Raw genomic sequence first — 19907 nt, forward strand, 5'->3', positions numbered from 1 at the left:
GGTTCGTTCAGGGGTGGCGCAAGGTCGTAAAAAATCAGGAAAAGCAGGGGCTCACTTTCTCTTAAAACGAAAAAGGCCACCCTATGGGCAGCCTTTTCCAAGAAACAAAGTGTAGTCTTTTAGTTGATCTCAATCTCAAACGGCAGTCGCGCCTGGATGCCCTGCATCTGAATCACGCGCTGGTACTGTTGGTAGTAAGGCAGCATATCGCCCAGTTCATTGCGCAGGAAGTAGGCCTTCATCTGTGACTCGGTGTCTGAGAACAGGTTGTCCATGAAAGACTTCTGCGCTGGCAAAGTGCGCAGACGGTAGTCGCCTTCTTTCAGTTTGGCTTTTCTGGCGGCAATGGCAATGGCCTGGTCCAGACCGCCCATCACGTCCACCAGACCTCGCTGCTTGGCTTCAATCCCCGACCACACGCGGCCCGAGGCCACTTTCCGCAGATCGGCAACGGGCATGTGTCTTGATTGGGCGGCTTTGGTGGTGAAGTCATCGTAGATGCGCTCTACCTCGCGCTGGATGTGCATTTTCTCGTACGGCGTCATGGCGCGGGTCACAGATGGAACGTCTGAGAACTTACCGGTTTTCACACGGTCTGTGGTAATGCCCAGTTTGTTTTTAAGGAAGTTCTCTGAGTTGACCATCATGCCAAACACCCCGATGCTGCCGGTAATGGTGGTGGGGTGCGCCACAATGGTATCGCAGGCCATGGCAATGTAATATCCGCCCGAGGCGGCCACGTCAGACATGGAGGCAATGATAGGCTTTACTTTTTTGGTAAGCATCACCTCGCGCCAGATCACGTCTGAGGCCAGGGAACTACCGCCCGGCGAGTTGATGCGCAGCACCACCGCCTTTACGTTCTTATCCAGCCGCGCTTTCCGAATGGCTTCTGACATGCCTTGTCCGCCAATAGATTCATCATCACCTTTGCCGCCCACGATATCGCCGGAAGCGTAGATCACCGCAATCTTATTCGAAGATGAGCCCGATTTCTTCTCCGGATCAGCGGCTTTCTTGTAGGTGCCCAGATTTACCAGCTTCAGCTCTTTTTCCTTCTTCACGCCGGTTCTGGATTTCATGTAATCGGTGGCCTCGTCATAATAGCCCAAGTGGGTCACCAGGCCGTAGCGCAGGGCGTCTTTGGCGTTGTGCACCAGCATGGAATCTGAGAGGTTCTTCATTTCTGCCAAGGATTTTTTGCGCGAGGTGGCAATGTTCTGCAGCATGAAGTCATTCAGAGAGTTCAGGAAAGACTGTGTCTGCTCACGGCTGGGATCACTCATCTTGTCCAGGATGAAAGGCTCCACGGCGCTCTTGTACTCTCCTACTTTGAAAATGTAAGGCTGCAGGTCCAGCTTCTCCAAGGTGCCTTTAAAGAACATCACCTCAGAGCTGAGGCCGTTCAGTTCCATGGTGCCCTGCGGGTTCAGGTAAAATCTATCGGCTACGGAGGCCAGGTAATAGGCTTTCTCGGTGGAGAACTCGCTGTAGGCCACCACAAACTTCTTGGATTTCTTGAAGTCCAGCAGCGAGTTGCGGATCTCCTCTACCGAGGCCATGCCGGCCTGCAGCAGATCCAGGTTCAGGAAAATACCTTTGATGTGGTCATCAGCTTTGGCCTTCTTGATGGAGGCTTTGATCTCATCCAACCCAATGCCCTCCTGCCCGAACATCTCTTCCATGCCCAGGTCAGCGAAGGGGCTGCGGGGTGCCCGCTCCACTACCGGCTGGCCCAACTTGAGCTCCAGCACAGAGCCTTCAGCAATGCTCACCTCATCCCCCGAGGACGCCGCCGCAGCAATGCCCAACAGGATGAGGAAACTCACCACGCTAAACAAAAACAAGCCAACCATGGTGGCCAGCACAAACTTTAAAAACTGTCGCATATTAAATCTATCAATTCAGGACCCAAGGCAGGCCTGCAATGTCTCCACATTAGTCGTAAAATAGGCAGAATACTTACAAAAACGATATGGTCTTCTTTATCTTACAAAATCTGATGAACCGGTAAGTACCCGGCAAAGCGAACGCCACCAGCCCAACTGCGCTATAATTCATTCATCAACAAACACTTCCTTGATTCTATTCCTTCCTCTTTTCAGCTTCCGGTTCTTTTTTCTCTTAGCGGGTTCCAGGCAAAAAACCTTGGGAACCTTAGCCTTCATAAGCACACTTGAACAGATTTCCCAAGGGCTTAGCGTCTCGTACAGCGCTATTCTCTTCTACCGGCAAGGCTTTCCTTTGTTTCCACCGGGCGGTGTTTTCCACTTGATTTTAGCAAATTGCCCCAATTGCCGTATATAGCCTTACAATGAAAAGATGGACACTACTTGCGTTCCTGGTCTTAGGCACTTTCCTGGCCCAGGCGCAATACAAGCGGAACCTTAATTTCAAGTACTTCGGGCTCACGGTGCACCCCAAAGGCGATGATAATGCCGAGTTGATGCCCCTGAACCCCGATGGCAAAGGCTATCTGGTGCTAAACCTGGGCGCCAGCGTGGCCTATGAGCAATTCATTATTCCTGATAAATTGTCCGTCAAAGCCATTCAGGCCCTGTACGCCGATTGCGCGATGCAGTTCGCGGGCTTTACCCACTTAGGTCTGCGGGCGGTGGTGTTCCAGATTGGTCGTCATTCGCTTAACGGGGGCCTGGGACCAACCCTGGTTTACCGCCGCAACTGGTCTGACCTACCCGGGTACAATTTCTCCACCTCTTTCTTTGGCGGTGACCCCGATGACAAGTGGCAGTACAAGATGGTCTGGTACGCCGGCGAATTTGAGTACAACTACCGCCTCTCTGAGCGCACGGACTTCTCCACCTCGTTTGTGCCCGGCTACCCCAATATCATGAGCCTCTCTTTTGGCGTGCGCTACTGGCTTAAAGAGAAAGACAAGTCTGTAGCTCCCTAAGAAAGCCTACTCTGTTTAAGATCCGTTTTCTTTAAATCAGACCAAAAACAGAAAATGGGTTGGCCTTCCTGTCTTGGAGTCAGCTGCGGTGCCCTGGATAAAACACAAGAACACCCTCCTGCTACAGAAGGGTGTTCTGCTCTACACACCAACAAACCTAAACATCCATCATTCTGGTATTCTGCCTATTTTTTACAAAATCAGGCGGAAACGGTTATGCGGTTGGCCCATCTCATACGGTTGGCGTAGCGCACCAAAGCATCTTCCAGTTGCGGCAGGATCTGGCCGCGCTCGCTGCTTAAGGCGCTATACCTTGGCCTCGGGGCCTGATGACCTTGCAACTCATTCGCGGAGAATCCCTGAACCAGGTTAGGGTCCAGGCCAGCGATCTCGGCGGCTTTGCGGGCCAGGTCCGCCCAGGTGATCTCGCCTTCATTGGTCAGGTGCCATATCCCCGATTCCTCGTCTACCAGCATATCCAGGCAGGCGTTCACCAGATCGGGCACGTAGGTGGGCGACACCACAATATCCTCCGGCGCCATGAAAGTGTTCCCCTGGGCCAGTTGCTTCACCATGAGCGTGAGGAAATTGGCGTCATCCCAGGGCCCGAAAAACGAGCTGGTGCGCACGATCAAAGCGCCGGGGTGCATGTCCAGCACATATTTCTCAGCCTGGGCTTTGCTTTGTCCATACACGTTGAGGGGGTTCACGGCATCGCTCTCAGTGTAAGGCGCCTGTTTTAAACCATCAAACACCAGGTCTGAGGAGAAGGTCAGGTACTGCACGCCGCGCTTCTGACAGGTGGCCGCCAGCAGCATAGCCCCGTGGGCATTGACCAGGTGGCAAGACTCACAGTCTTCCTCGGCCTCGTCAATCTTCACGTATCCGGCCGCGTTGATCACCGCCCAAGGGTTGTAGTAGTTCATGGCCCGCTCAATGGAAAACGGATCGGTGATGTTCATCTGTTTGCGACCTACCAGGCGGTAAGGGATGTGCCGGTCTGCGCAGAGGCGGGCAAAAGCGCTGCCCAGGGTTCCGGTGGCCCCGGTAATGAGAATGGGCCGGGTCGTGTTTTCCAGGTGCAGAACTTCCTGCTCGGTCAGGCCATCTCCCTCGGGGATGGTTTCGGTTTCGCAGATGGGGTTCCAGTTGTTGCGCCACACCGATTTGGTGCCGCGGCCGAAACGGCTTTCCTCTCGGTTCAGGAAAAGCTCGGCGTGTTTGTCCTCTTCCGTGAACGGATAGAAAAACCTATCCGGGCGCTGCCACCAACCAGGCAGGTGAAACAATGGGTGTTCGTATTCTTCGCCCTTCGCCAATTTGGTCAGCATCTTGGCCAGGGCTGTGGGCCGAGGCTTCGGACCGCGCACATCAAACACCCCCGGCTCATAGTACCCCTCGGCGCGGGTGACCAGGTTCACCCAGTCAAAGGTGCCCAGCAAGGACCAGGCGGCCACGCCCACTATGTTTACGCCCTGTTTTTTCAAATCCGTGCAGGAATCCCACACGTGCTTGAACCACTGTACCTGCTCCTCGCGGGCACCGCAGATGTGTACCTCGGTCACCGAGATAGGTAAGCCGTAGCGCTCCCAGGTCTCACGCAGCAAAACTTTATGGCCAGAGTAGAAACCAGCAGGGTCCTCGGTTCTCACCCGCAGGGCTTCCACGTCTACATATTGGTGGATGCCGTTGCCGCCGTGGGTCCACTCCGGGAAGGCCGCCAGGTTCTCGTCCAGGTAGCGTTCGCTGGGCGGATAATGGTTGATGCCGATGATGTCTGGTGGGCAGGTATTGTCACGGAACCATTGCAGGTCTTCCTCAGGAATACCGTTGTTCACGAAGTACTGCCACATGGAGTGCTCTGGGGTAAGGGTACCGGTGAGCAGGTCCAGGCTAACCCAACGGCGGTCATTATCCAGCTTTGCCTGGTAGGCCAGCAGCGGAGTGCTGTAGGTTTTGCCTAAATCTTCGGTTTGCACCAGTTTGGCGTTGGGGTTCACTTCCCTGATGGCGCGCATGGCCAGCACGGTGGCTTTGCATTGGTGCAGCAAGGTTAACCCGAAGGTTTTGCCGTCCCTGCCGTGCGGGTACCAGTGACCGTACAAACCGCTAAAGCGCGCGGTGGTGAGTGGTTCATTTACTGGGGTGAAGTATTCTACCCAGGGGTAGCGTTCTGCCACGGCGCGGGCGTATTCGGCTACTCCCTCGGGGAAGGACGGGTCTGCCAGGTTGGTGTGAATGGGGCCGCTGCCGTGGTGCACAAGTCCTAGAATGGGGGTAATGTTGTGTTCCTGCAGTAACTGCATGCGGCGGTCGCCCCAGGTCCAGTCAGCGGTGGCGGGTCCGTTGGGGGCGGTAAGTTCCCACAGCAGCGGATAGCGCATCTTTTTCACCCCGATGGAGCCAAACAGGGCAATGTCTTCTTCGCGCAGGGCATGGCCGTTCAATTGCATCTGGTCCAGGTATTCATCTCCTACCCGGTTTACGGTACACTCCAAACCTGCCCAAACTTCCGGGAAACAAGGGTTCAGATTTTCGCTTTTCTCCATATTTTTAAATTTGGAACCAGAGCCAGGCAACGTCTTGTCTGTCATTAATTTAGGCAAGTTTGCATTTACCAATTGGCACCAATATTTTAGTAGATTACCAAAGATTGGATGACCATTGCTCAATAAAGTCCAGTGATTTGCAAGAAAGTACGCTCCGGTAATTGTTATACTTTATTTACCGGTTTGGAGAAAATACGCGAGGGCGAAAGAGGGAGTTGAAGAACAGCTGAAATATAGGGGTATGCACTTAAAATACCGTATTTGCAGCAAATCAGCTAAGTAATTACGCTATCCCAGTGGTATTTCTTGCCTTTATTTTGAAAAACACTTCAAAATCAAAAGACTAAATTCAAGAAATAATTATTAAAATAGTAAAAGAAAGGAAAAACTCTGAACTAGACTTTAAATAGCCCTAAATTCATTCTTTCACCTTATATATTAGGCAAAATAAGAGAATATTATACTCAATGCTTAAGTAGCAAAAACAAATGAAAAGAAATAAATAGAAGGAAATAATAGCCTTTAAAATGTATAAACCCACTACAGGATTTTAATCAAGAGGTAGCCTAAATCAAACCCAACGCAAATCTTTACCTAAAGGATAGACCAGCTTTGAGCCTGATTTTCAGAAAGTACCTTAAAAGCAGGAATCAGGCTTTGGGAAGGGTAATGTAGAAGGTGGTGCCTTCGCCCTCTTCGCTTTCAAACATGATATGACCGTGGTGCCATTCTACAATGGTTTTGATAATGGACATGCCCAACCCCACCGAGGGCTCTCCTTTAAGACCCGGACGGCGGGCCTTGGTAAACTCTTCAAACAGCGTGGCGTGGTACTGCTCGGGAATACCCACTCCGGTATCGGCTACGGTGATCAGAACCTGGCTTTCTTTCTCCTCCAGGCCAACCGTGATGCGTCCTCCGTCTGGTGTGAACTTAAGGGCGTTAGAAATCAGGTTATTGATGGCCTGCATGAATTTATTATCATCTACCTGGGCGTAGATTTCCTCCTGAGCAGGCGTAAACTCAAAATGCACTGACAACATCTTTCCTTCAAAGTGATTGTACTCCACCAGGGCTTCTCTGAACTTCTCTACCAAATTTACCCGCCGGGTGATGACCCCAGTATTGGCAGCCTCCAGAAACTCCTTTTTAATGAACTCTTGTATGAGGCGGGTCCCGTTCTGGCTGCTCTTGTCAATCAGGTGAATGATTTCCAAAGCATCTTCATCGGCTTTATCTCCCAATCGCTCTAACAGTATTTCTGATAAACCATGAATCATGCCCATAGGCCCGGCCAGGTCATGGGAAAGAATGTTCAGGATGGAGTTTTTCTTGTTAGAGAATTTCTTGAGGTTGTCGTTGTACTGGCGTTGGAACGAGATGTCTTCTGCTTGTCCAATAATCAGGCGCTCGCCGGTGCTTTGCTCCAGCACGGTAGGGCGTAGACAGACCCACTGCTCTTCTTGCCCGGTTAACTTAATCCGGAACTCAATTTCCGGGCAAATGCCTGGCTCGTTGGCTTCGGTCAGCTTTGATAGGACATGCTCCTGGTCATCTGGGTGAACCTGCTGCAGAAGGGCAGCAATGTCTGACTGGTCTTCTTGTATTTTGAAAATTTCTTTGAAGGCGGGGCTCAGGTATACAAATTGGTCTGAGTCAGTGTCAAAGGCGAACAAACTTAATCCGGTCTGCTCCAATAGGGCTTTGCAGAACTCGTGGGAGTTAATCATAACAACGTCTTAGAAACGCTGTTATCCTAAAATGGCCGTTTCGCTTACCTAAAGGTACAATAAAAGAGTGGCAAGCGTTCAAAAGCCCGCATTTATTCTGTAAAGCCTGCTGTTTCTACTATCTTATTAAGCCAATTAAACCTATAAAACGAGTTTTAGTAAAAGTGTATGATACTGCGTTTTTACCTGTACTACCTACCTTATGGCTCCTATTTATTCCGCAGACAGCATTAATTCCTTTTTTGTAAACCAGGTAAAGGACTATGCTATCTTCGCCACAGACACCAACGGCATCATCACTGCCTGGAACAAAGGGGCGGAGCGACTGAAAGGCTACACCGAAGAGGAAATTGTAGGCCAGTATTACGGCATCCTGCACCCAGATGAGTACCAGCATGCCGGGTACCCCGAAAAGGAAATGCAGAAAGCCCTGGAAAACGGCTCTTATGAAAACGAAGACTGGCGCAAAAAGAAAGACGGCACCCTGTTCTGGGCTACCGTGACCCTTACTCCTATCTATGATGATGAAGGGCAGCACATTGGCTTTACCAAAATCACCGGAGACCTTACCAAACAGAAAGAACTGCAGGACAAACTAGCCGAGCGGCAGCAAAATGCCCTGGAGCGCAAAAACGATGAACTCCAGAGAACGAACAATGACCTGGACAATTTCATTTACACGGCCTCACATGACCTGCGCTCCCCTATCACCAACATAGAGGCATTGATGATGTACCTGGAAGAAAAGCTCACGGAAGAAAACGCCCTCACCCCGGAGACTAAAGAGGTTTTGCAGCGGGTACTGGATTCAGTAGACCGTTTTAAGCATACTATTGAAGATTTAGCTGAAATAAGCCGGCTGCAGAAAGACACCACCCAGGACGCTACAGACATAGTCACCAACATAAAAGACGTGTATGAAGACATCATGGCAGACCTGGACTACCCCTCCAAACAGAAAGCCTGCTTCATCCAGACTGATTTTAAGGTGCATCAGCTTAACTTCTCCAAGAAGAACTTCCGGAGCATCTTGTACAACCTGCTCAGCAACGCCATCAAATACCAGGCGCCAGACCGGGAATGCATTATTCATGTAACTACCCGGTTAGAAGAGCCTTATGTGGTTTTACGGGTAAAAGACAATGGCCTGGGCATGAGCCCTCAACAGCAGGAGCAGTTATACGGCATGTTCCGGCGCTTCCATGACCACGTAGAAGGCACTGGCGTAGGGCTTTACATGGTGAAACGGATAGTAGACAACGCAGACGGAAAAATTGAGGTGGAAAGCAAAGAAGGAGAAGGTACCGAATTTAAAGTGTACCTTCATGAAGCTATGTAACCCCTCCTACATAACAGACTTACTTATTTTTTAGTACCCAACCAAAATGCAGGAGCAGCACGCAGGAGACACGAAGCCGGAAAACGTACAAAACATACCTTCTGTGATGATAGTAGACGATGACGAAAACTGGATTTTCGTGTCTAAACTTCTCCTGAAAAGAGTCGGATTACAAAACGGGATCATCACCGCTAAAAACGGGCTGGAGGCTTTCACCAAACTACAGGATTTAGCTTCTGCCGGAGATAAAAAGCTACCTGACCTTATCTTGCTGGACATCCGCATGCCCGTGATGGATGGCTTTGGTTTTTTAGAAAAGACTACCAAAACAGACCCAATAGACCTGAGCCAGACCAAGGTGTACATCTGCAGCAGCTCCCTTAACCCCGGAGACAAAGAGAAAGCCGCCCTTTACCCTATTGCTGGTTTCCTTACCAAACCCCTTACCAAAGAAGTCTTACAAGGGATTCTGGGCTAAGCCCAGAATCCAGCTACCTGCCCGTTGCTGCATCATTGCTTTCTATTTGCCCGTACCGTTCATAAGCGGGCTCTTCAGTAGAGGGTAGGCTATTCCTTGTCTCTATCTCTCCCGTAGAATAGGAAAGCAACCTAAATACCACGTATTTTACTGCAGCTCACAAAGATATATGCCCCATTATGATGTAAATGCCCAGCCAGAAAATGCACTGGACTTTAAGGCGGTGTTTGAAGCCCTGCCGGGTAGCTTCCTGGTGGCGCAGCCAAATCCACCCCATTTCACCATTCTGGAAGTGAGTGATGATTTTCTCAAAATAGCTGGCACTACCAGGCATAAACTGGTAGGCAGAAGTGTTTTTGAGGCTTTTCCTGAGAATCCCCAGGCACTTACGGCCACCGGACCTTCTGCGCTAAGAGAATCTTTCCATAAAGTCCTGGCTTCAAAACAGGCAGACCAGTTGCCTATTATACGCTATGACGTACCCAATGCAGATGGCCAATTTGAAGAGCGGTACTGGGCTGCCAGCAACAAGCCTGTTCTAAATGAACAAGGGGAAGTACGCTACGTTATACACTCCACCTCAGACGTCACCGAACAGGTAATCACCGCAAACAAAATAGAAGAAACTGAATCGCGTTTCCGGCACATGGTGGAACAGGCACCGGTGGGCATCGCGTTAACCCGGGGCATCGATGTGGTCATTGAAAGTGTCAATGCTCCTATGGTGCGCCTCATGTACAAAGAAAAAACAGGAGAGGTGCTCGGCAAGAAGATGATAGAAGTCTTACCAGAGTTAGAAGAGCAACCCGTTCTGGCCATTGTCAAAAAGGTGGTACAAACCGGCGAATCTTTCAAAGGCAATGAAGTGCCGGTAGATTTATTGGACGGGGAAAACCTGAAAAAGCATCACATCAATGTCTCTTACACTCCCCTCATAGAAGGCGGGAAAATAACCGGGGTAATCCATGTAGCCCAGGATGTAACCGAGCAGGTATTGGCCCGCCAGAAAGTAGAAGCCAGCCAGGAAGAACTAAAACGGTTCAAGTTCATGGCCGACCAAGCGCAGGATTCCTTTGCATTGATGCGGGAAGACGGTTCATTTGCCTACCTGAACAAAAAAGCGCTGGAAACCTGGGGCTACTCAGAAGAAGAAGCTCCCCGTTTACGGGTGCAAGAGGTAGAACCTTTGTACCAGGAAGAGATGTTCAGGCAGCTTTTTGCCAAAGCGCAGAATGAAACCATTCCGCAGTTTGAAACCCTGCACAGAAGAAAAGACGGGCACATTTTTCCAGTAGAGACCAGGGTAGTGGGTCTGATGCTGGATGATGAGCCTCATTTATTGGCCATCACCAGAGATATTACGGCCCGCAAAGAAATGGAAGCGGCGGTAAAAGAAAGCGAAGAACGGTTCCGGATCATGGCAGACGCTGCGCCTAACATGGTGTGGACCATTAGCCCTGAGGCCGAACTCACGTACGTCAATTCCTACTTCCTGTCTTTCCTGGGCATTGCGTATGAGACCGCCCTGCGGGACAACTGGATTCCTTATGTGCACCCAGATGACGTAAACAAAGCCATCCAAAACTTGGGTGAGGCTATCAAGCATCGGAGCATTTTCACCATTGAACACCGCATGCGGCGCCATGACGGCGTGTACCGGTGGCTGCTTTCACAAGGCGCTCCCAGCTATCTGCCCAATGGTGACATCTACAGCTTCATTGGTTCTTCCATTGACATCACTGACCTGAAACAAGCCGAAGAAGCCCTGGCCCAGAAAAACACCCAACTGGTCAGAACCAATACCGACCTGGATAACTTTATCTACACCGCCTCGCATGACCTGCGCTCTCCTATCACCACCATTGAAGCCCTGATAAGCTTTCTGAAGGAAGAACTCACCGAATCCGCGTGCTTGAATGCTGAAACCGAGGACATCATGAACCGAATCATCACCTCGGTGAGCCGCCTGCAACGCACCATCCAGGACCTCACCAACATCAGCAGACTCCAGAACACCAACCCTGAGAACCTGCTGGAAGAATCCATAGACGTGCAGGAGGTGTACGAAGACATCAAGGCAGACCTGGATTCTTCCTACAACATCCAGCCCTGCCACATCCACACCAATTTTCAGGTGCCGCAGCTCCGGTTTTCTAAAAAGAACTTTAGAAGCATCTTCTATAACCTGCTCAGCAATGCCCTCAAATACCAGGCGCCAGACCGGGAATGCAGCATCCAGGTCCAGACCCGGTTAGAAGAGCAACACGTTGTTTTACAAGTCAAAGACAATGGACTGGGCTTAACCGAGCAGCAGCAGGAACAGCTGTTCACCATGTTCCGGCGTTTCCATGACCACGTAGAAGGCACCGGCGTAGGTTTGTTCATGGTGAAGCGGATTGTAGAGAACAGCAACGGCAAGATTGAGGTGGAAAGCGAAGAAGGACAAGGCACCGAGTTCAGGGTGTACCTGCCGGTAGCTGACTAAAACCTGCTATCTTTGTTTAAAAAGTAATCTACCATTACCCCCTAAAAGATGGAGGAACAGAAAGCAACGGACGTAAACCCGGAAATTATGCAGCAAATTGAATCTGTCATGGTGGTGGATGATGACGACAACTGGATCTTTATCTCCAAGATAAACCTGAAGAAAGCCGGCTTAGCAAAAGAGATCATCACCGCCCGCAACGGCCGCGAAGCCATAGACAAACTAGAGGAACTCGCTGCCAGCGGTGAGAAAAATCTCCCCGCCTTGATCTTTGTAGACATTAGAATGCCCGTCATGGACGGCTTTGAGTTTCTGGAGCAGATAACCCAAAAGAGTAAACTTGACCTGGGTCAAAGCAAGGTGTACATGTGCAGCAGCTCCCTTAACCCCGCTGACAAAGAGCGCTCAGCCCAGTATCCCATTGCGGGTTTCCTGACTAAACCTGTCACCAAAGAAGTTCTACTGAATCTTTTGGCCTAGTTTTTTTAGAAACACCTTGAAAACAGAAGCGGGCACCCCTCAGGGTTGCCCGCTTCTGTTTAAGAACGCCAATGTAGGGGCAATCTCTGGTGGTTGCCCTTTCCGGTTTTGCAGCAAAGGGCAACCACCAGAGATTGCCTTTACTAATATCTATACCACTCGCCCCACTGGTTGCGCAGGTTTTTGCGCATTTCGTTCTCGCGGGCATTGTTGCCGGGGTTGAAGAAAATGGTGCCTTTGAGGTCGGCCGGCAGGAAATCCTGGGGCACGAAGTTGCCTTCGTAGTCATGGGCGTATTTGTACTCGTCTCCGTAGCCTATCTCTTTCATGAGTTTGGTGGGCGCGTTGCGCAGATGCAGCGGCACCGGCGGACTCCCCTGCTCCCGCACCATGGCCCGCGCACTCCTGATGGCTTTGTAGGCAGCGTTGCTCTTAGGCGAAGTGGCCAGGTAAATGGCGCACTGTGACAGAATAATGTCGCACTCGGGGTAGCCGATCACGTTCACCGCCTGGAAACACTCGTTGGCCATGATCATGGCCGTGGGGTTGGCGTTCCCGATGTCTTCGCTGGCCATAATGAGCATGCGCCGGGCAATAAACTTGGGGTCCTCACCGCCTTCAATCATGCGCGCGAGCCAGTACACCGTGGCATTGGGATCAGAGCCGCGCATGGATTTGATGAACGCCGAAATGATATCATAGTGCGCCTCGCCGCCTTTGTCATACAAGGCCAGGTTCTGCTGGGCAATCTGCTTTACCAGCTCGTTGGTGATCTCCAGTTTCTCCAACTGCCCGCTGCCGTCAATCACAATCTCCAGCAGGTTGAGCAGCTTGCGGGCATCGCCGCCCGAGATAGTGAGCAGCGCCTCGTATTCCTGCACTTCTATGTTCTGCTTCTTCAGGATTTCGTCCTCAGTAAGGGCTTTCTGCACCAGATCCACCAGTTCATCCTTCTCCAAGGACTTCAGAATGTACACCTGACACCGGGAAAGCAAGGCGGGAATCACCTCAAACGATGGGTTCTCCGTGGTGGCGCCAATTAAAGTTACCGTACCCTTTTCCACGGCGCCCAGCAAGGCATCCTGCTGTGATTTGTTGAACCGGTGGATCTCGTCAATGAACAGAACCGTGCCTTGCCGTCTTCGGGCCTGGTCAATCACGTCCCTGATGTCTTTCACACCCGCATTGATGGCGCTCATGGCCACAAACGGCACTTTCAGTTGTCCGGCAATGATCCCGGCCAGGGTGGTTTTGCCTACGCCCGGAGGTCCCCAGAAAATCATGGATGGCACCATACCGGCCTCAATGTAGCGGCGCAGCACACCTTTGGGTCCTACCAGGTGTTTCTGACCGGCGTATTGGTCCAGGTTGAGCGGGCGCATGCGCTCCGGCAGGGGGGCTTTGGTGGTTTGGAACATGGAAAGCAGTTTGGGTTTTAGGCCTGGCTGTATACGCAGGAAACCGAATGGCAATTTACTTTCTTTCTGCCACTGTTCCCCGGCTGTTTTTCAGAAACCAGCTCAAAAGCGCATTGCACGTTGGTTGCCTATTGGAAAGCGGCTCCCATGAATGCGACCACCTACACAATTGCCGCTACCTTCGGGAAAGGCAAAAGATGTGAACCAGCAATTTGGCTATCTATTGCGGAGCTGGCCAATAGGTGGAAGTATCTGGTCTTATGAACTGCACTACATACCTATTCGTGGTGATCAAGTACAGCGACAATGCTACCTAAGGGGCCGAGAATTACCTCTTAACGGCTGTATTGGATTGATAAACCGTTGAACCTTAGATTTCTGACAAATTATCAAAAGAATCCTGATTATGGAATATTGTAAGATGGACCAGAGAAAATACTCTTGGGTAGCCAAGAAGTAATCAGGATGAAACAGGAGGTGTATCATGCTCCGGAAGCTACTCTACATTAAAGAACCTGACGAAATCAGCCCTAACACGAGTGCAGAAGAGGTTCTTCCCTCTCTTTTCTGCAACGCAATTCAAATATCCTTGCTATTAGGAAATTATAACAAAGTCCCCCTCCACAGCTGAAAGATCTATAAGGAGTACCAATAAATTTATTTTTCTGCCTAAGACTAGATTTTTATAAAGAATAATATAAATTTATAAAGTAATTTTTACCTTAATCTACTCCAATATCTCTTAAGTCAAGAGAAGTTGAGGCGGTTCTGGAATTGAATACGCTTTCCTGGCCGTCTGGCAGCAACTAGCCGTGCCTTAGCCGAGTGCCGGGGATTGACCATGTCCATAGAGACCATGTATAAATATGAAGGGGAACATAGATAAATTAGACTTTTTGAGAGGGATTGCGATCCTGCTCGTATTCGGGTATCACTCCCTACTGGTTATTTTCGAAGGGTTTGAAATTAAGCATTATGGATCCTTCCTGCTCAGTGATGAGTACACCCTTGGCCAGATACTTCTAAACCTGACTCCGGTTGGGATGGGGTTCCTTGGCGTGCAGTTGTTTTTGATCCTTTCAGGCTTCCTCATTCACCTGGGATACCTTAAGGCTGGTCAAAGGATAGAGTACCTCAGGTTTTACAACAAGCGGGTCTGGCGCATCTACCCGGCCTATCTACTGGCGCTGGTTCTTTTCGCAATCACAGTCGGTCACAACGGCCCCTTGGACCTCTTCAGCCACTTGGGGCTATTCCACACCCTGATAGAGTCAAGTGTCTATTCCATCAACCCGTCGTTCTGGTCATTGGCGCTGGAGATGCAACTCTACCTTCTCTATCCTCTCTATTTAGTTCTGCGCCAAAAGCTTGGCCTCAACAAGTCGGTTCTGGCGGTTGCGGTCGTCTCGATAACCCTCTTGGCCCTTGGATCTGCTTTAGGGTGGAACAAATCTTATGTGTACCACAAGTTAGTGTTTTCGCAGTGGATCGTATGGGTGCTGGGAGCCTACCTAGCTGAGCGCTATTCACAAGGAGAAAGGTTGTACACCGCTCATCCGATCTGGTTTGCAGTTGCTCTATTGGTTTTATTACCCTTAAGGTTGACCGTTGTGTTTGACGCGTTCAGCAAGATCTTTTACTCTCTTTACTTTGTCTATTTAATTGACTGGTGTCTACATACCAATTTTAAGGTGCGTCCTTTCTGGGAAAAAATAGGGAAGGTAGTGAACCTTATAGGACTTTGCTCCTACAGCATATACCTCTTTCACCAACCTTTCCTGAAGGCGTTCATCCATTTTTTCTCCCCATCTGGCAGCAAGTCTTATCTCTTCGTTGGGTCCGCCCTATCGTTTTTGATGTTCTTTGCACTGAGCTACGTCTGCTACCGCGTGGTCGAGCTGAGATTCATTAAAATAGGTAATCAGCTCTACAGCCTGGTCACTAAGGGAAGCAAAAAAGAGGAAGCAGCAAAGGAGCCCGTACTCTCAAGATAAGCTATCGGCGGAAAGCTGCCACAAACATCCCTTGAAGTTTACCTTCAGGAAAGTGGCTATTCTCCATAATCCCTTTTAGGTAGATTGTAAGAAGGCTTGTTGTGCAAGCTACCGTTGGCTTTGTGCGCCGGGAACGTTTAGGCGCTTGCCTCGGCATTCTCCAGAGTATGAGGTACAGGCCCCGAACCCTCTTTGGAACATTGCCTTGAACTACCAGGCCGGGCCTGCGTATCTCCTACAGCAAGGTTCCTGCCACCAAAACCAGACAAAGATGAAAACTGCTGTAGCCGGACGCACCATCCTTCAATCAGTGGCGGCCTTCACCACCGTTGGCGGCTTCCTGATGGACTGGAACAAAACCCACCTTTTCAACCCCCGGTGGACCCCACACGCCAAGTTCCACGATGCCATGACCATTCTATCGGGGACTTTTCTGGGCGCCAGTAGCCTTTATCTGCTGAATAAAAAGGACGGCGACCCAGCCAATAATCTGAAAATAGGGGCTTTTCTACCGGCTGTATTTTACCTGGCGCAGGCCGGCAGCTTTACCTTTCCGGGTGCTAAAGGCCTGGACGCGGAGTTCCCGGAGAAAATCCCGATGGTAGGAGAAATCAAACTGAACGAGGGACCGTTCTCCCTGGTGATGCTGGCAGCTCTAGGCGCCGGATATCTTCTTGCTAAAGGAGAAGCTAAATAAACCCTTCCAACGCAAGCCATCTGTTTTGAAGCTGTTTTAGGGAAATAGGGTATAAAACGAGCGTGTTTATTTTAATGCGGCAACCGATCCCGGAGAACGCCATAGAAATATGTCCCCAGCACCCCGCCCGCAATGGCAACAAGAATGGGCCAATACCCCTGACCCAGGTTCACGAACAGCGGCCCCGGGCAGGAACCCACCAGGGCCCAGCCTAACCCAAAGATAGTGCCGCCCACCAGGTAACGGACGATGCCTTTTTCCTTCGGCTGGAACGTGATCCGCTCGCCCTGCACATCGCGGAGTTGGAACCGCTTGATCAGGAACACTGCCAGTACGCCCAGTGTGACCGCGGTACCCATGATGCCGAACATGTGGAAAGCCTGAAACCGGAACATCTCTTGGATGCGGTACCAGGAAACAGCCTCAGACTTGCTCATGACAATCCCGAACAGCAGGCCGGTAATAATAAATTTCAACCCTTTCATTTTTTCTTAGGCTTAGGAAAACAGTAGTGGCAGCAGCAGGTGCGTGGTCACCAAACCGCCAATGAAAAACCCAATGACCGCCACCAAAGAAGGCCACTGCAAATTGGAAAGTCCGCTGATGGCGTGCCCCGAGGTACAGCCCCCGGCATAGCGTGTCCCAAACCCGATGAGCAGTCCGCCCCCCAGCAGAATAAGGAAACCCTTCACACTCCCTAGAACTTCCAGGCTAAATAATTCCTGCGGCTGCAATCCCTTTGGGGCCGAGAAACCCAGTGCTTTCAGGTCCTGGATAGTGGCTTGCGAGACCTGTACGGCTTCCCCATTCTGGAGAAACTCCTGCGAGAGCCATCCGCCCAACACGGCGCCTACCAGAAACAGCAGGTTCCAGACTTGGTCTTTCCAGTTAAACCGGAAAAAGGGCACGTGCCTGCCGGCCCCGCACGCTGCACACAGCACCCTGAAATTAGATGAGAACCCAAACGACTTCCCGAAGAACAGCAGCAGCACCATGATCATGGCAATCACCATCCCAGACACATACCAAGGCCATGGCTGCGAAATAAACTCTATCATTGAATTATGTTTTTAGATCGATTTTGTAAAAACGCCAGCAAAGCGTCACAATCCGGATAGGCGATAACTACTCCTGCAGGTAAATGTAGGGGCAATCCCTTGTGGTTGCCCTTACGCTTGTAGTTTGGATGGCTGCCGATCACACACGACAAGTCATACGCATTCCGTCCCCCATTGAAGGCCCGGGACGACAAGGCCGCGTCAAGCACCATTAGCTTTTACAATATTGCATTTGCGCTCCTCATGCAAGGGCAACCACAAGGGATTGCACCTACACTTCGTGAATGCGTGTGATCTGCAACAGTAGTCATCCCGGGCCTTCTAAGGGGGACATTCAGACACTTTACCTAATAGGCTGCTTCTTTCCTTACCCCAAAGTAGAAGGACACACGAAGGCAGTTTTGGAAACGTCTGTCTCGGCGATGGCTTTGAAACCGCCGGCTACGTCTACCAGGTTGTGGAAGCCGCGGGCTTTGAGAATGGAAGCGGCTACCATGGAGCGGTAACCTCCTGCGCAGTGCACGTATACGGTTTCCTCTTTGGGGATTTGAGACAAATGCTCGTTTAGGGAGCTTAACGGAATATTGCGGGCGCCCTCCACGTGCTCGGCGCTGTACTCGCTGGGTTTGCGCACGTCAATGACCACAGCTTCACCGGCTTTAAGGCATTGGGCAAACTCTGCTGCAGAGATAGACGGCAGAGTCTCCGTTTCTTTTCCGGAGGCTTGCCAGGCTGACATCCCCCCTTGCAGGTAACCCAACGTGTTGTCATAGCCTACGCGGGCCAGGCGAGTCACTACTTCTTCCTCACGACCGGCATCTGAGAGAAACACAATAGGCTGCTGGATATCAGGGATGAGCTCGCCAACCCAAGGCGCGAAACTGCCGTCCAGCCCGATGTTGATGGCGTTGGGGATGTGCCCAAGAGAAAAGTCAGCGGCTTTGCGGGTATCCAGCACAAGGGCGCCGGTCTCGTTCACCACGGCTTCAAACGCTTCCGGGGAAAGCGGCTGCAGGCCTTGGTTAAGGACGGTTTCAATGTTGGCGTAGCCCTGCTTGTTCAGCTGCACGTTCAACGGGAAATAGCTGGGCGGCGCCAGCAGGCCATCGGTGACTTCTTTGATGAATTCCGCTTCGGTCATATCCGGCCGCAGGGCGTAGTTCGTTTTCTTCTGGTTGCCCAGGGTGTCAAAGGTCTCCTTGCTCATGTTCTTGCCGCAGGCCGATCCGGCACCGTGGGCCGGGTACACCAGAATGTCATCCGCCAAAGGCATAATCTTGGTGCGGAGGGAATGGAACAGGATACCGGCCAGTTCTTCCTGGCTCAGATCTGATTTGGCGGCCAGGTCCGGGCGGCCCACATCGCCAATGAACAGGGTATCGCCGGTGAACAGGGCGTAGTCTTTTCCGGCTTCATCGCGGAGCAGGTAAGTAACAGACTCCAGCGTATGGCCGGGCGTGTGCAGTACTTTGATAGTGACTTTGCCTACGGTCAGTTCCTCGCCATCCTTGGCCAGGTAGGCTTCAAAGGTGGGTTGTGCAGCGGCTCCGTACACAATTTTGGCCCCGGTAGCCTGCGCCAGGTCCACGTGCCCCGAGACGAAATCGGCGTGGAAATGGGTTTCCAGCACGTACCTGATCCGGGCTCCGTCCTTCTCGGCTTTGAGCAGGTAAGGTTTAATCTCGCGCAGCGGGTCAATAATGGCGGCCTCGCCGTTGCTTTCAATATAATATGCTCCCTGCGCCAGGCAACCTGTATAAATCTGTTCTACTTTCATATCAAGATGAACTTGTTTTTACTTCTTTTCACAAAATTAGGTCCAAAACAGACCCGGGTCAGTGACTTTAGTCACCAACGGCTATCAAAGGAAAATCTCTTTGCCCAATATTAATACTCCCATGGCCAGCACAAACCACCCGAAGCCTTTCTTCAGGGACCGGCTGTTGACTTTATGCGCGAAGGCGGAGCCCAGATAGATGCCCACCACCGACAAAGCCGAAAACGTGAGCAGGAAAACCCAGTCAATGGCGTAGTGAAACATATCGCCCAGAAAGCCCACGAGCGAGTTCCCCGCGATGAGCACCAGCGAGGTGCCCACGGCAGTTTTCATGTCCAGGCGCAGCAACAGCACCAGCGCTGGGATAATCAGGAAGCCGCCGCCTGCGCCCACCAATCCCGAGACCAGCCCCACCAGCACAGCCTGCGTCAAAATCTTGGGGTATTGACCGCGTTCTTCCCCATATGAATCCTGGCAGATGTTTTCTTTGTGCCGGATCATACGGTACGCGGCCAGTATCATGAGCAGCGCAAACAGCACCATCACAAACACGCCTTTGGTCACTACGTGGTTACCTACCTGCAACAGTTGGTCTGGCAGCGCGGGCACCAGGTACAGGCGCGTCAGGTAGATAGTCAGAAGCGAGGGTAAGCCAAAGGTGAGCAGGGATTTCAGGTGCACCAGCCCCTGCCGATAAAACCTGATGCCGCCTACGCTGCTGGTAGCGCCTACCACAAACAAGGAGTAAGAAGTGGCCATGACAGGGTTCAGCCCGATGAGGTACACCAGAATAGGCACCGTTAAGATAGAACCCCCGCTCCCGGTCAGCCCCAGGGAGAGCCCAATCAATACCGCCGAAATGTACCCAAGTATTTCCATGCCTCTATATTTGCGGGAGCAAAGGTAGAAGATACTTTGAGCCATCACAGTGACAAAAGTCACAGAACCGTTTTAGAGCCGATTTTTGGAAAATATCCCCTAAACACCA

15 protein-coding genes are annotated in these 19907 nt (G+C 51.2%); 7 read left to right on the forward strand and 8 right to left on the reverse strand.

The window, feature by feature from the left end:
- Positions 1-119: 119 nt before the first annotated feature.
- On the reverse strand, positions 120-1889 hold the full coding sequence (gene sppA, locus J3P34_RS21780; RefSeq protein WP_210490734.1) for a signal peptide peptidase SppA: 1770 nt from the start codon (positions 1887-1889) through the stop codon (positions 120-122).
- A gap of 425 nt (positions 1890-2314) precedes the next feature.
- Here sppA and J3P34_RS21785 point away from each other — a divergent pair, with 425 nt between their 5' ends.
- Entirely contained in the window at positions 2315-2914 is a 600-nt protein-coding gene (locus J3P34_RS21785; RefSeq protein ID WP_210490735.1) for a hypothetical protein, read from the forward strand.
- Positions 2915-3114: 200 nt separating this feature from the next.
- Here the strand turns inward: J3P34_RS21785 and J3P34_RS21790 are convergent, their stop codons facing one another.
- Both J3P34_RS21790 and J3P34_RS21795 read right to left on the reverse strand, forming a co-directional pair.
- The gene (locus tag J3P34_RS21790; RefSeq protein WP_210490736.1) at positions 3115-5463 is read right to left on the reverse strand and encodes a family 1 glycosylhydrolase; all 2349 of its coding nucleotides are present in this window, start codon (positions 5461-5463) and stop codon (positions 3115-3117) included.
- A 650-nt stretch (positions 5464-6113) separates the two neighbouring features.
- Positions 6114-7193 (reverse strand): PAS domain-containing sensor histidine kinase, encoded by a 1080-nt coding sequence (locus J3P34_RS21795; protein WP_210490737.1) that lies wholly within the window; start codon positions 7191-7193, stop codon positions 6114-6116.
- 202 nt (positions 7194-7395) lie between these two features.
- On the opposite strand from J3P34_RS21795, the gene J3P34_RS21800 reads away from it, so the two are divergent.
- The 4 genes from J3P34_RS21800 (at position 7396) to J3P34_RS21815 (ending at position 11975) form a co-directional block, all read left to right on the forward strand.
- On the forward strand, positions 7396-8532 hold the full coding sequence (locus J3P34_RS21800) for a sensor histidine kinase (RefSeq protein ID WP_210490738.1): 1137 nt from the start codon (positions 7396-7398) through the stop codon (positions 8530-8532).
- A 106-nt stretch (positions 8533-8638) separates the two neighbouring features.
- Positions 8639-9010 carry a response regulator gene (locus tag J3P34_RS21805; RefSeq protein WP_246853855.1) on the forward strand — a complete coding sequence of 124 codons (372 nt, stop codon included), beginning with the start codon at positions 8639-8641 and terminating at the stop codon, positions 9008-9010.
- Positions 9011-9179: 169 nt separating this feature from the next.
- Entirely contained in the window at positions 9180-11495 is a 2316-nt protein-coding gene (locus J3P34_RS21810) for a PAS domain-containing sensor histidine kinase (RefSeq protein WP_210490740.1), read from the forward strand.
- Between the two features lie 87 nt (positions 11496-11582).
- A complete protein-coding gene (locus tag J3P34_RS21815) occupies positions 11583-11975 on the forward strand; it encodes a response regulator (protein WP_210490741.1) in 393 nt (130 codons plus the stop codon).
- 143 nt (positions 11976-12118) lie between these two features.
- On the opposite strand, the gene J3P34_RS21820 is transcribed toward J3P34_RS21815, so the two are convergent.
- The gene (locus tag J3P34_RS21820; RefSeq protein WP_210490742.1) at positions 12119-13393 is read right to left on the reverse strand and encodes a replication-associated recombination protein A; all 1275 of its coding nucleotides are present in this window, start codon (positions 13391-13393) and stop codon (positions 12119-12121) included.
- Between the two features lie 866 nt (positions 13394-14259).
- Here J3P34_RS21820 and J3P34_RS21825 point away from each other — a divergent pair.
- Together J3P34_RS21825 and J3P34_RS21830 are read left to right on the forward strand one after the other, a co-directional pair.
- Positions 14260-15387, forward strand: a complete 1128-nt coding sequence (locus J3P34_RS21825) for an acyltransferase family protein (protein ID WP_210490743.1) — start codon at positions 14260-14262, stop codon at positions 15385-15387.
- A 271-nt stretch (positions 15388-15658) separates the two neighbouring features.
- Positions 15659-16084: a DUF6640 family protein gene (locus tag J3P34_RS21830; protein ID WP_210490744.1), complete on the forward strand. Its 426-nt coding sequence runs from the start codon at positions 15659-15661 to the stop codon at positions 16082-16084.
- A gap of 71 nt (positions 16085-16155) precedes the next feature.
- Here the strand turns inward: J3P34_RS21830 and J3P34_RS21835 are convergent, their stop codons facing one another.
- From J3P34_RS21835 to J3P34_RS21850, 4 genes are all read right to left on the reverse strand, one after another.
- The gene (locus tag J3P34_RS21835) at positions 16156-16569 is read right to left on the reverse strand and encodes a DUF6691 family protein (protein WP_210490745.1); all 414 of its coding nucleotides are present in this window, start codon (positions 16567-16569) and stop codon (positions 16156-16158) included.
- Positions 16570-16581: 12 nt separating this feature from the next.
- Entirely contained in the window at positions 16582-17142 is a 561-nt protein-coding gene (locus J3P34_RS21840) for a YeeE/YedE family protein (protein ID WP_210490746.1), read from the reverse strand.
- Between the two features lie 367 nt (positions 17143-17509).
- Complete coding sequence (locus J3P34_RS21845) at positions 17510-18919, reverse strand: MBL fold metallo-hydrolase (RefSeq protein ID WP_210490747.1); 1410 nt, start codon at positions 18917-18919, stop codon at positions 17510-17512.
- Between the two features lie 84 nt (positions 18920-19003).
- A complete protein-coding gene (locus tag J3P34_RS21850; RefSeq protein ID WP_210490748.1) occupies positions 19004-19798 on the reverse strand; it encodes a sulfite exporter TauE/SafE family protein in 795 nt (264 codons plus the stop codon).
- Positions 19799-19907: the final 109 nt, after the last annotated feature.

It is taken from the genome of Rufibacter aurantiacus, assembly GCF_017916345.1.
Lineage (GTDB): Bacteria > Bacteroidota > Bacteroidia > Cytophagales > Hymenobacteraceae > Nibribacter > Nibribacter roseolus.

Bases quoted from the DNA above. Each gene is read 5' to 3' on its own strand.
- J3P34_RS21810 (WP_210490740.1), top strand. From the start codon at position 9,180: ATGCCCCATTATGATGTAAATGCCCAGCCAGAAAATGCACTGGACTTT.
- J3P34_RS21800 (WP_210490738.1), top strand. From the start codon at position 7,396: ATGGCTCCTATTTATTCCGCAGACAGCATTAATTCCTTTTTTGTAAAC.
- J3P34_RS21805 (WP_246853855.1), top strand. From the start codon at position 8,639: ATGATAGTAGACGATGACGAAAACTGGATTTTCGTGTCTAAACTTCTC.
- J3P34_RS21835 (WP_210490745.1), bottom strand. From the start codon at position 16,569: ATGAAAGGGTTGAAATTTATTATTACCGGCCTGCTGTTCGGGATTGTC.
- J3P34_RS21790 (WP_210490736.1), bottom strand. From the start codon at position 5,463: ATGGAGAAAAGCGAAAATCTGAACCCTTGTTTCCCGGAAGTTTGGGCA.
- J3P34_RS21785 (WP_210490735.1), top strand. From the start codon at position 2,315: ATGAAAAGATGGACACTACTTGCGTTCCTGGTCTTAGGCACTTTCCTG.
- J3P34_RS21820 (WP_210490742.1), bottom strand. From the start codon at position 13,393: ATGTTCCAAACCACCAAAGCCCCCCTGCCGGAGCGCATGCGCCCGCTC.
- sppA (WP_210490734.1), bottom strand. From the start codon at position 1,889: ATGCGACAGTTTTTAAAGTTTGTGCTGGCCACCATGGTTGGCTTGTTT.
- J3P34_RS21795 (WP_210490737.1), bottom strand. From the start codon at position 7,193: ATGATTAACTCCCACGAGTTCTGCAAAGCCCTATTGGAGCAGACCGGA.
- J3P34_RS21850 (WP_210490748.1), bottom strand. From the start codon at position 19,798: ATGGAAATACTTGGGTACATTTCGGCGGTATTGATTGGGCTCTCCCTG.
- J3P34_RS21840 (WP_210490746.1), bottom strand. From the start codon at position 17,142: ATGATAGAGTTTATTTCGCAGCCATGGCCTTGGTATGTGTCTGGGATG.
- J3P34_RS21845 (WP_210490747.1), bottom strand. From the start codon at position 18,919: ATGAAAGTAGAACAGATTTATACAGGTTGCCTGGCGCAGGGAGCATAT.
- J3P34_RS21825 (WP_210490743.1), top strand. From the start codon at position 14,260: ATGAAGGGGAACATAGATAAATTAGACTTTTTGAGAGGGATTGCGATC.
- J3P34_RS21815 (WP_210490741.1), top strand. From the start codon at position 11,583: ATGCAGCAAATTGAATCTGTCATGGTGGTGGATGATGACGACAACTGG.
- J3P34_RS21830 (WP_210490744.1), top strand. From the start codon at position 15,659: ATGAAAACTGCTGTAGCCGGACGCACCATCCTTCAATCAGTGGCGGCC.